Source organism: Acinetobacter pecorum, from assembly GCF_014837015.1.
Taxonomy (GTDB): Bacteria; Pseudomonadota; Gammaproteobacteria; order Pseudomonadales; family Moraxellaceae; genus Acinetobacter; species Acinetobacter pecorum.
Genome location: NZ_JACSPT010000021.1, coordinates 39,493 through 50,384 on the forward strand (window position 1 = coordinate 39,493; position 10,892 = coordinate 50,384).

Annotated in this window: 10 protein-coding genes; 6 read left to right on the plus strand and 4 right to left on the minus strand. The window is 44.3% G+C overall.

Annotation, left to right across the window (positions count from 1 at the left end; translation table 11 throughout):
* Nucleotides 1-178: 178 nt before the first annotated feature.
* Both H9629_RS13395 and mutM read right to left on the minus strand, forming a co-directional pair.
* A complete protein-coding gene (locus tag H9629_RS13395; protein WP_064097089.1) occupies nt 179-463 on the minus strand; it encodes a peptidylprolyl isomerase in 285 nt (94 codons plus the stop codon).
* Nucleotides 460-1,320, minus strand: a complete 861-nt coding sequence (mutM, locus tag H9629_RS13400) for a bifunctional DNA-formamidopyrimidine glycosylase/DNA-(apurinic or apyrimidinic site) lyase (RefSeq protein WP_064097090.1) — start codon at nt 1,318-1,320, stop codon at nt 460-462. The genes H9629_RS13395 and mutM overlap by 4 nt, the downstream gene beginning before the upstream one ends.
* 398 nt (nt 1,321-1,718) lie before the next feature.
* Between mutM and H9629_RS13405 the strand changes: the two genes are divergently transcribed.
* From H9629_RS13405 to H9629_RS13415, 3 genes are all read left to right on the plus strand, one after another.
* Nucleotides 1,719-2,987, plus strand: coding sequence for a carbohydrate porin (locus H9629_RS13405; RefSeq protein ID WP_191731274.1), 1,269 nt, complete (start codon nt 1,719-1,721; stop codon nt 2,985-2,987).
* Between the two features lie 93 nt (nt 2,988-3,080).
* Nucleotides 3,081-4,190 (plus strand): NADH:flavin oxidoreductase/NADH oxidase, encoded by a 1,110-nt coding sequence (locus H9629_RS13410; protein ID WP_191731275.1) that lies wholly within the window; start codon nt 3,081-3,083, stop codon nt 4,188-4,190.
* A 60-nt stretch (nt 4,191-4,250) separates the two neighbouring features.
* Nucleotides 4,251-5,177, plus strand: a complete 927-nt coding sequence (locus H9629_RS13415) for an AEC family transporter (protein ID WP_144725341.1) — start codon at nt 4,251-4,253, stop codon at nt 5,175-5,177.
* An 80-nt stretch (nt 5,178-5,257) separates the two neighbouring features.
* Here the strand turns inward: H9629_RS13415 and H9629_RS13420 are convergent, their stop codons facing one another.
* A complete protein-coding gene (locus H9629_RS13420; protein WP_191731276.1) occupies nt 5,258-6,055 on the minus strand; it encodes a tetratricopeptide repeat protein in 798 nt (265 codons plus the stop codon).
* Between the two features lie 266 nt (nt 6,056-6,321).
* Between H9629_RS13420 and H9629_RS13425 the strand changes: the two genes are divergently transcribed.
* Nucleotides 6,322-6,567 (plus strand): hypothetical protein, encoded by a 246-nt coding sequence (locus H9629_RS13425; protein ID WP_064097127.1) that lies wholly within the window; start codon nt 6,322-6,324, stop codon nt 6,565-6,567.
* 61 nt (nt 6,568-6,628) lie between these two features.
* Here the strand turns inward: H9629_RS13425 and ygfZ are convergent, their stop codons facing one another.
* Nucleotides 6,629-7,354, minus strand: coding sequence for a CAF17-like 4Fe-4S cluster assembly/insertion protein YgfZ (ygfZ, locus tag H9629_RS13430; RefSeq protein WP_064097095.1), 726 nt, complete (start codon nt 7,352-7,354; stop codon nt 6,629-6,631).
* Nucleotides 7,355-7,859: 505 nt separating this feature from the next.
* On the opposite strand from ygfZ, the gene acnD reads away from it, so the two are divergent.
* Both acnD and H9629_RS13440 read left to right on the plus strand, forming a co-directional pair.
* Entirely contained in the window at nt 7,860-10,478 is a 2,619-nt protein-coding gene (acnD, locus tag H9629_RS13435) for a Fe/S-dependent 2-methylisocitrate dehydratase AcnD (protein WP_191731277.1), read from the plus strand.
* Between the two features lie 156 nt (nt 10,479-10,634).
* Nucleotides 10,635-10,883 (plus strand): AAA family ATPase, encoded by a 249-nt coding sequence (locus H9629_RS13440; RefSeq protein ID WP_225215810.1) that lies wholly within the window; start codon nt 10,635-10,637, stop codon nt 10,881-10,883.
* The last annotated feature ends 9 nt before the right edge of the window (nt 10,884-10,892 follow it).

Here is a 10,892-nt window from a genome sequence, read left to right on the forward strand (position 1 = left end):
GATTAAAAAACGGCGCCTATTGCGCCGTTTTTTAATTTTCCTCTGCGGCTGCGGCCAAGAGATGAGACACATTGTTTTGCAAGAGGAGAGCTTAAATATAATCTAATTTATTTAAATATCTCGTTAGCCTTGCTGCTGACTATATTCCTCACCTCCAAAAGGAAGAAAGGAAAAATATTTAGAAATCTGCCCGAAACTTAATTTCGACTAAATGGAAACCAAACTGGCTTTTGACCGGGCCATGCAATACCCGTTCTGCTGCAGTAAAAACCAGTTTATCAATCACTGGAACCAGCTGACCTTTTTTGATTTCACCCAGCTCACCACCACGTTTGGCAGAATTACAGGTCGAATACTGTTTGGCAATTTTATTAAAATCTGCACCACTTAAAATCTTCTTTTTAAGCTGTTCTGCAGTTTCTTTGTCTTTGACCAGAATATGACGCACAATGGCTGTTTTCATGACTTTTTCCCTCGTACAGTTGCCATTTTTTTGACAGGGAGCTGGAGCTTTTTCAAAGGTTGGCATTCAGGACAAAAAACAGAAGCCCGTTGCCCCAATTTAATATTTTCAAGCGTAGTTTCACAGTTCACGCACATTTCACCAGCGCGGCCATAAGCCAGCAAGGTTTGCTGGAAATAGCCATTTTCGCCCATGGCATTGGTGTAGTCTCTTAAGGTTGAACCACCCAGATCAATCGCCTGCTTCAAGATACGTTTAATTTCCAGCACCAACTTTTCAACCTGCATTAAACTTAAAGTCGAGGCTGGTTGTGCAGGGTGAATACCCAGATTAAACAGACTCTCAGTCGCATAAATATTGCCTACGCCCACCACCACATGGTTATCCATAATTGCAACTTTGGTGCCAACATTTTTATTCTTCAGTTTTTCAAACAAATACTCGGCATTAAAGCTCTCACTTAAGGGTTCTGGTCCCAAGGTATCAATCAGTTTGCTTTGGGATTGGGCATCTAGCCAAAGAATACAGCCAAAACGGCGCGGGTCGTGATAACGCAGTTCGATATCTTCAAACTGGATAATCAGATGGTCATGTTTGCGTAATTCTTCCGTGCTCTCGCATAGACGGAAACTCCCAGACATGCCCAAATGCCAGAGCATCGTCTCATGTTCAAACTCTGCCAGAATATATTTGGAACGGCGACTAAGCTTGAGCAATTTCTGTCCCACCAGCCTGTCTATATTTTCCGGAATAGGCCAACGTAAACTTGACTGGCGCACTTCAACACGTTTCACGCGTTGTTCCAATAAGGGTAATAAACTGATTTTAGTGGTTTCAACTTCTGGTAATTCAGGCATAACACATCGCTGGCGAGGGAGATGCAGCTAATATTGGGTGAATCGGCCAGGATTGCAAGCATTAATCTAAAGGAAATAATTGGAAAATAACTGGATACCCCATATTTATTTAAGCTGTATTTTATTTGAAAAATGAACTTTATTTTTAGGTCTCTCTAGCAGAATTTTAGTTGAATAAACCTAACGAGAAAATTGGTTAAATTATAAGAATTTGAAAAATATATAAATAATTTAAAATATCAAAATAAAAATTATATTTTTATATTTAAATTATAACTAAAAGTTTAATCAATAATAAAAAAAATGCTGAGAATTTATATGAAAATTTATGTAACTTCATGTGCCTGAAAGCAATTTTTAAAACCTTGCTTGTTTTTCTCCTTATGTTCGGGTTTTACATGAAATATTTAGGTCTAGCACTATTGCCTTTGTTGGCTGCCATGACAACCGCACAAGCGGAAACTGCATTTGACCCACAAGGTCAGTATTTACTGGGGGACTGGAATGGTCAACGTACAAAAATGGCCCAACAGGGGATCAAATTTGAAGCCAATCTGTTAACCGATACTGCATATCTTGCTGATGGTGGCCGTAATGAAGGTGCAGATCCATTAACTTCTGCCCAATTATGGCTGGGTACTCAACTGGACATGGAAAAACTGGCAGGATGGGAAGGGGTCACTATACGTGCCGCGATGACTGCACGTCAGGGGCAAAGTACCTCTATTCGTGATTTGCAGGATCCTAATGCCCCACAGTTGGCAAATGTACAAGGCACTTTTGGACGCGGTAATCAGGATAGCCGCCTGAGCGAGCTGTCCATTGAGAAGAATTTTAAAGACCAGGGGCTCAGTATTAAGGCAGGCCGTCTTGGTCTGGGCATGGATTTTAATGTCATGGCCTGTGATTTTGCCAGTACGGCATTCTGTGCAGCGCAAATGGGCAAATGGCAGGGCAATATCTGGATGAATACGCCAGTTGCACAATGGGGTGCACGGGTGAAGCAGCAAGTGGCCCCTGAACTCGCGATACAAGTTGGTGTCTACGAGTTTAATCCAGACAATGGTAATGGTGCCAAAGAAGGTCAAGGCTGGAGTCTGGATACCGACCATGCCGATGGCGTAACCATTCCTGCAGAAATCGTATGGACACCGAAATCATTGGTGAATGGCTTGCCAGGCAGTTACCGTATCGGCGGGATGTACAATACTGCTGATGAGGTTGCCAACCAGAAAGATATTGCCAATCCTGCAGATGCCAAAAACCGTACCTTTGCAGGCTGGTTAGCAGTGGAACAACAGATAACGTCTACAGGTCAGGGCCGCCAGGGTCTGCATTCATTTGCCAACTTTACCTGGCATGACCGCGATACTAACAAAGTGGATAATTCACAACAAATTGGTGTGAAATATATCGGTTTGGTTGACACTCAGCCAAATGATATTCTGGGCTTGGCGGTTAACCGTCTGCATGTCAATCATCGCTTCGCAGATTCGCGTCCAGCTTTGAATGCAGATGCAGAATACAATATTGAACTGAACTATAGCTATAATGCAACAAAGTGGCTGATGCTACGTCCAAACCTGCAATATGTGGTGAATCCAGGATCAAGCAATAACGTAGATAATGCGCTGGTGCTCGGTTTAAGCAGTCGGCTGATCTTCTAAAAAGTGATGCTTCACGTTATAACTAAACAGGCTTATTAAAGCCTGTTTTTTATTGCCCGATCATACTTGACATGAAGAAAGAGGGAATGCCACGTGACATTATTATTTCAACCGCTACAGTTTGGTTCATTATCACTCAGCAATAAGATTATTATTGCACCGATGTGTCAATATTCAGCCACAGATCAGGGTGAAATCACCTATTGGCATGAGCAGCAATGGGCAAGTTATGCGCTCTCTGGTGCGGGTCTGTGTATTGTGGAAGCGACTGCGGTACAGCCAGAAGGCCGGATCAGTTATGTCGACTTAGGCTTATGGAATGATCAGCAAGCTGCCCAAATAAAAGCATTACTGGCCAAGGTCAAATCTATATCGCCAATGCCATTTGCGATTCAGCTCGCACATGCCGGACGTAAGGCTTCTACAGATAAACCCTGGTCAGGAAAAGGGCAGATCGCGCCAGATCAGCTCCATGGCTGGCAAACCGTTTCTGCAAGCAATCTGCCGTTTCAGGCAGACGAACATCCACCCAAAGCCCTAAGCCATTCAGAAATTGAGCAAGTCATTGCTGACTTTGCAAAAAGTGCCGAACGTGCAGTGGATGCCGGCTTTGACATGATTGAGTTGCATGCAGCACATGGTTATTTATTGCATCAGTTTATGTCACCGCTTTCAAATAAACGCGATGATCAGTATGGTGGTTCACTGGAAAACCGGATTCGTCTGACACTGGAAGTATTGCAAGCCATGATGGCCGCAGTTCCGGAAGGCTATCCGATCGGGGTACGTATTTCGGCCAGCGACTGGATGGATCAGCCAGACAGCTGGACCATTGATTCTTCAATTGAATTGTCTAAAGCACTGGAAGCTGCTGGGGCTGCCTATATTCATATTTCCAGTGCCGGTCTGCATGTCAAACAGCACATTGATGTGAAACCGAATTATCAGGTGCCTTTTGCAGATGCGATCAAGAAAGTGGTGAGTATTCCTGTGATTGCTGTGGGATTGATCACTGAAGCAGAGCAGGCAGAAGATATTCTGCAAAAAGGCCAGGCCGATGCCATCGCCATTGCCCGTGCCATTCTGTACGATCCACATTGGCCTTGGCATGCAGCCGCAGCGCTTGAAGAGAAAATCAAGATTTCACCGCAATATCTGCGCAGTGCCCCGCATGGGTTGAATCATTTATTTGAGCCTTTTTAACACTGCTTTAGTGTCAGAAATTCTTATAATAGGAAATCGCTGGCAAGAGGATAGTGCATTATGATTTTTGCGGTCATTGTGCCCATATTTTTATTATTGGCACTGGGTTATCTGACTGTAAAGAGTCAAGTATTAAGCAAGGAACAGGTAGGTACGGTCGGTGCTTTTGTCATTAAAGTGGCCTTACCCTTGCTGTTCTTTCAATCCCTTGCCTCCAAAGACCTGCATGAAATCTGGTATTTTGAATACTTTGCGGTGTATAGCAGCGTGACCTTAGTGCTCTATGGCAGTGGCTTCTGGATCATGCGCCAGTATTTTCAGAATACGCATTCGCAAAGTGCTGTCCTGTCTCTAGGTGCCGCAATGTCAAATACCGGTCTGATTGGTACGGCTGTGCTGAGTTTATTGATGGGACAGCAGGCAATGACCTATACCTCTCTGGTGGTGATCATTGAAAGTGTATTGCTGATTCCGCTGGTGCTGGTACTCGCGGCAATGGGGACACAACATCAGGCGAATCTAGGTTCCATTTTAAAAAGTGCATTGCTCACCTTGCTAAAAAATCCCCTGTTTATGGGGGTGATGCTCGGGATGGCCTGTGCTGTATTCCAGATTAGAATTCCGGTCTATCTCGATCAGATGTTTGCCTTGATTGGTCAGACTGCCTCACCGCTGGCCCTGTTCGCAATTGGCGGTGGTATCGTGGGAATGAGCCTGAGATATGTCAACCTGCAAAGTTTTTATCTGGTATTTTCCAGCAATATTATCATGCCACTCTTGATGTATCTGGGGCTAAGCCAGTTGACGGACTTAAATCAGGAAATGGTTCGTGCCGGTACATTGATTGCAGCTTTGCCAATGCCCACGATTTTTGGCATGTTGGGGCAGGCGTATGGGCTGAATGATCGAGCCTTAACCCCATTGTTGATGAGTACTATTGCCGGTTTTATGGTGACCAGTGGTTTAATTGCTTTATGGTGGGGATAATCTTTTAGAAGATGAATGCTCTGTCATTAAAAAAAGCCCCCGATGTGTGGGGCTTTTTTATTTAAATTTATTGATTCAACTTAACTTTTTTTCGCAGGTGCTTTTTTCTGCTCAGCCAGCATTTTATCTACTGCTGCCAAAGATTCTTTGGCCTGCGGAATATTTTGCTGCGCCAGTGCGGCAAAGATTTTTTTCGCTTCTGGCAGGTTTTGCGGCACGATACTGCCATTCGCAAACATATTACCTACTGCCATCAGCGCCGGAATATAGCCTTTTTTTGCCAGTTCCTGAATGCTGCTTAGGCCTTGCTGAATCGGTTTTTCATCTTTGTTTTTGAAACCGCTGCTGATGTCATATAAGGCCTTTGCATGAATGGCCTGCATATTGCCTTTGCTGATTAGCGGTTGCAGTTTTTGCAGACCGGCTTTATTGGAGGCTGGCGTATTTTCAGAAAATAGCAGTACCGCCAGATCTACGCTGGCATCTTCAAAATTGGCTGCCGAGGCACGTTCCAGATGCTGTTTGGCTTTGGTCAAATCCTGTTTGAGACCGAGCGTGCCAGCTGCGTAGTTTTTACCCAATACATAATTGGCCACCGGATAGCCTTTGCTGGCAGACTGCTCATAGAGTTGAATGGCTTTTTTCTCGTCTTTGACGGTACCTTGGCCAGTCTGGGTTAAATAGCCTAAGTTATATAAAGCCTGGGCATTGCCTTGGCTGGCTAGCTTGTTTAAAGCTTCATAGGCGCCTTTAAAATTATTGGCTTTCACCATAGCTTCAATTTTTTCAAATTGCGGATCGATTTGATCTTGTGCAGTATTTGCCAGAGCGAATGATGCAGAAGCGGCGAGAGCTACCGCGAGGATTAACTTTTTCATGGTTCCTATAACCTTATTATTGCTGGCACCTTATTCCTTGGTGCGGTTTTAATCATTTTTACTTACATCATCATAAAAGGATTTTATGCTTTGTAAATATGTAATTTGTCACTAAATACAAATCATCAGGACATAATTCACTGGTTTAATCGATGCATGATAGGGACAGGTTTTCGCTCAATTCCAAAGATATTGAAAGGATTACTTTAATTCAGCTATTTTCTCTGATTAAATCTCGCTTTGCATCAGACTCCCAGGATTTCAGCATGTTTGTCAAAACTATTAGACGTCACTATGACAGAATCAACGCAGATGACTCGATTGCCGATGAGGACAAGATTGATGCGTTATTGATGAAACTTGGGGCAGAGTTTTTGATTAGCCAGGAAGACCGGGTATATATCTTTCAAAAAGGTGAACTCACGGCAAAGTTTGATGCCAAACATGCGCGAGCCTATCATTTTAAAGACTATGTCGTGAAAGACATGAACAAACTGTTCCACGGTTTCTAAAATTCCAAAATAAAAAAAGCCAAGAATCTCATCTTGGCTTTTTTTATGGGCGGAACCTGAATTATTGCGGACGCGCGACATCCCCACTCAATGCTTCCGGAAGCTCCAGCACTTCTAGGCCCAATTCGGTTAATGCCTCAGGCTTTGCGACCACCAGCGCTTTATAACCGGCATCAGTCGTGATGCTATTGATGACTTCTACATCATTATTCAGTTTTGTTGCCACAGCAGGTGTGGCACCTGTACCTTGAACCAGATGTAACCAGTGTTTTGGCTTGGCTTTAAACCATAAGCGCGCAATCACTTCCTGACCCAGATAGCAGCCTTTGTCATAGTGAATGCCTTCGCGTTGATGCAAACGCAATTCCTGAGGTTGAAACAGATTGGCGGTAGCTGCCTGAATCCAGGCCTGACCTGATTCAATGGCTTGCTGCTCCCACAGGGTGACATTGGTTTCAGTCGCAACGAAGTCAGTATAAATACCATTGATGACCGGATATACCGGACCGACCAGTTCCAGTTTCATTTTTGAAAAAGCACCAAACTTCTTAATGTGATTCGCCAGTTCTGTTGCCTGATCTTCAGTGCTTACGATTTCAAAGCTTTCCGGACTGATCTTTTTAAGCCATAAGCCAAATTGAATCCGTCCTTTCAGGCTACAGATCGCAGTATAGCGGGTCTGGTTTTCTGCCAAAGTTTCAGTATTCAAAGTCACCTGACCTTGAAGGAATTTTTGTGCATCGACACCATTTAGACTAAACAATGTGAAAGCAGGAGACGTTGCCATAATAAGCCCCAGTTTGAATACTATAAATCAATGCAGTTATTGTGCAGCATGCATCAGACAGAGGCAAACAAAAAAGCCCACAATCTAAATCAAGAGGTTTTTGGGGTAATTGGGAGGTAGAGATGATATGTTTCTAATGCAGATCAATGACAATGAGCTTACCTTCAAAAATACTTACTGTTTTTCTCAAGCGCTAATTTTTGGGGGCGGGGATAGAACAAAGATTCTGCCTGAAATTTGATGGTTTTTTATGCTTTCATTAATTTCTCATACTAAAGAATGAGAAAAATTCAGGTCAATTTTTAAGAAAAATCACAATTTAGAGTCAAAATTCTAAAGTGTGAAGCGTAAATTACTGTAAAAAGGCTATATTTCATATTTAAAGCTTTGAAAATTATAAGATTTGGGAAATGGACTTTCGACAGCGTACAATGCCTTGATTAAAAAACAAGTCATCAAGAAAATTTGATGAATAAAAAGAGTAATGAATGAGGGCAGGTAAGCTATGAATAACAACTACCGTAAACCACTACAAGGCACCCAGTTAGAATACTATGACGTGCGTCAGGCCGTTGAAGATATCCAGCCAGGCGCATATGCCAAACTCCCCTATACCTCCAAAGTGCTGGCTGAACAGCTGGTCCGTCGTTGTGATCCTGCCATTTTAGAACAGTCTTTACGTCAGCTCATCGAACGTAAACAGGACCATGATTTTCCTTGGTATCCGGCACGTGTGGTCTGTCATGACATCTTGGGTCAAACTGCACTGGTTGACCTTGCAGGCCTGCGTGATGCCATTGCCGACCAGGGTGGTGATCCTTCTAAAGTCAATCCGGTGGTGCCGACCCAGCTCATTGTCGATCACTCTTTAGCTGTAGAGTATGGCGGTTTTGATCCGGATGCTTTTGAGAAAAACCGTGCCATTGAAGACCGCCGTAATGAAGACCGTTTCCATTTTATTGAATGGACCAAAACGGCATTTGAAAATGTCGATGTGATTCCGGCAGGTAACGGCATCATGCACCAGATCAATCTGGAAAAAATGTCACCGGTGATTCAGAATCGTGATGGTGTGGCATTTCCTGATACCTGTATCGGTACAGATTCGCATACACCACATACCGATGCCTTGGGCGTAATCTCGATTGGTGTCGGTGGTTTGGAAGCTGAAAATGTGATGCTGGGCCGTGCCTCGTGGATGCGTCTGCCAGATATCATTGGGGTAGAGCTGGTCGGGCAACGTCAGCCGGGCATTACTGCAACGGATATCGTTCTCGCTTTAACCGAATTCCTGCGTAAGGAACGTGTGGTTGGCGCATATTTAGAATTCTTCGGTGAAGGGGCAGACAGCATGTCAGTCGGTGATCGTGCCACGATTTCCAATATGACCCCGGAATATGGTGCAACGGCAGCCATGTTCTATATCGACCAGAACACCATTGATTATCTGACTTTGACCGGCCGTGAGCCTGAGCAGGTGAAACTGGTTGAAACTTATGCCAAAGAGATCGGACTTTGGGCATCGGAGATGACTCAGGCTGAATATCCGCGTGTGCTGCGTTTCGATTTATCCACCGTAACACGTAACATTGCCGGCCCATCCAATCCGCATGCGCGTGTATCTACGGCAGACCTAAAAGAAAAAGGCATTGCCGGTAATCTGGAAGCTGCTCGCGCACAGGAAGCAGAAGGTCTGATGCCGGATGGTGCGGTGATTATCGCGGCGATTACCTCATGTACCAATACCTCCAACCCGCGTAATACCGTAGCAGCCGGTTTGCTGGCACGTAAAGCCAATGAACTTGGTCTGACCCGTAAACCTTGGGTAAAATCATCTTTCGCGCCAGGTTCTAAAGCGGCTGCCCTGTACCTGGAAGAAGCCGGGGTGTTAAAAGATTTAGAAAAGCTGGGTTTTGGTATCGTGGCTTATGCATGCACCACCTGTAACGGTATGTCTGGTGCATTAGATCCAAAAATCCAGCAAGAAATTATTGACCGTGATCTATACACGACCGCAGTATTGTCAGGTAACCGTAATTTCGATGGCCGTATCCATCCGTATGCGAAACAGGCTTTCCTGGCATCTCCACCGCTAGTAGTCGCTTATGCGATTGCCGGAACCATCCGTTTTGACATCGAAAAAGATGCCCTAGGCACAGACAAAGACGGTAATCCGATTTACTTAAAAGATATCTGGCCTTCGGATGAGGAAATTGATGCCTTGGTAAAAGAGTCAGTTAAACCGGAACAGTTCAAGAAAGTGTATATTCCGATGTTTGATCTGGGTGAGCGTAAAAAGGCAGCAAGTCCGCTATATGACTGGCGTCCGCAAAGCACCTATATTCGCCGTCCGCCGTATTGGGAAGGTGCACTGGCTGCACCGCGTACCCTCACCAACATGCGTCCATTGGCTATTCTTGGCGATAACATCACTACCGATCATTTATCCCCATCAAATGCGATTGTGCGTGACTCGGCAGCAGGTGAATATCTGGGGAAAATGGGTGTACCTGAGGAAGACTTTAACTCTTATGCAACGCATCGGGGTGATCACCTGACTGCACAGCGTGCAACCTTGGCGAATCCGAAGCTGTATAACGAAATGGTGGTACGTTCTGACGGTACCATCAAGCAGGGTTCAAAAGCGCGTGTGGAGCCTGAAGGCGAAGTGATGCGCATGTGGGAGGCGATTGAAACCTACATGAACCGCAAGCAGCCGTTGATCATTATTGCCGGTAAGGATTATGGTCAGGGTTCAAGCCGTGACTGGGCAGCGAAAGGTGTGCGTCTGGCAGGTGTAGAAGCGATTGTGGCTGAAGGTTTTGAACGTATTCACCGTACCAATCTGGTCGGTATGGGCGTGTTGCCGCTTGAGTTTAAGCCGGGTACAGACCGTAAAACATTAAAACTGGATGGTACTGAACTGTATAGCGTGATTGGGAATATTGCACCACGTTCGACTTTAACTCTGGTGATTGAACGTGCCACGGAAGATGGTAAGGAACAGACCATTGAAGTGCCTGTGACCTGTCGTCTGGATACCGAAGAAGAAGTATCTGTGTATGAAGCGGGTGGGGTATTGCAGCGCTTTGCACAGGATTTCTTGGAAGGGAATGTGGCTTAATCTTTTTTAAAATCACCCCTAGCCCCTCTTTGAAAAAGAGGGGAACTTCCTCCTTTTTTAAAGGTGAGAAGCATTGCTTCGCAAGAGTAGATTAAAGTTGTTGATATTGTTTAAAAAAGACCCTACTGTGAAGTGGGGTTTTTTATTAGGAAATTGATGATGCATCGTATAACAGAAATAAAAATTAGTAACTTTAAATCGTGTCGAGAAACTTTTTTAAAATTAGAATCTTTTACAGCTTTAGTTGGATATAACAACGCGGGGAAATCAAATTTATTAAAGTGTATTGATGCTCTAGTAAGGGGCAAAGCACAAGATGAAAATAGTTTTTATGATCCTAGGGTGTGTCCTCATTTGGCTTTGCACCAAATAAATATACAGGCTATACGAATCATAGATTTATAATTGCGTGCC

What these genes read in the sequence shown, in the direction of transcription:
- acnD (WP_191731277.1), top strand. Translation starts at nt 7,860, where the DNA reads ATGAATAACAACTACCGTAAACCACTACAAGGCACCCAGTTAGAATAC.
- ygfZ (WP_064097095.1), bottom strand. Translation starts at nt 7,354, where the DNA reads ATGGCAACGTCTCCTGCTTTCACATTGTTTAGTCTAAATGGTGTCGAT.
- mutM (WP_064097090.1), bottom strand. Translation starts at nt 1,320, where the DNA reads ATGCCTGAATTACCAGAAGTTGAAACCACTAAAATCAGTTTATTACCC.
- H9629_RS13425 (WP_064097127.1), top strand. Translation starts at nt 6,322, where the DNA reads ATGTTTGTCAAAACTATTAGACGTCACTATGACAGAATCAACGCAGAT.
- H9629_RS13405 (WP_191731274.1), top strand. Translation starts at nt 1,719, where the DNA reads ATGAAATATTTAGGTCTAGCACTATTGCCTTTGTTGGCTGCCATGACA.
- H9629_RS13440 (WP_225215810.1), top strand. Translation starts at nt 10,635, where the DNA reads ATGATGCATCGTATAACAGAAATAAAAATTAGTAACTTTAAATCGTGT.
- H9629_RS13420 (WP_191731276.1), bottom strand. Translation starts at nt 6,055, where the DNA reads ATGAAAAAGTTAATCCTCGCGGTAGCTCTCGCCGCTTCTGCATCATTC.
- H9629_RS13395 (WP_064097089.1), bottom strand. Translation starts at nt 463, where the DNA reads ATGAAAACAGCCATTGTGCGTCATATTCTGGTCAAAGACAAAGAAACT.
- H9629_RS13415 (WP_144725341.1), top strand. Translation starts at nt 4,251, where the DNA reads ATGATTTTTGCGGTCATTGTGCCCATATTTTTATTATTGGCACTGGGT.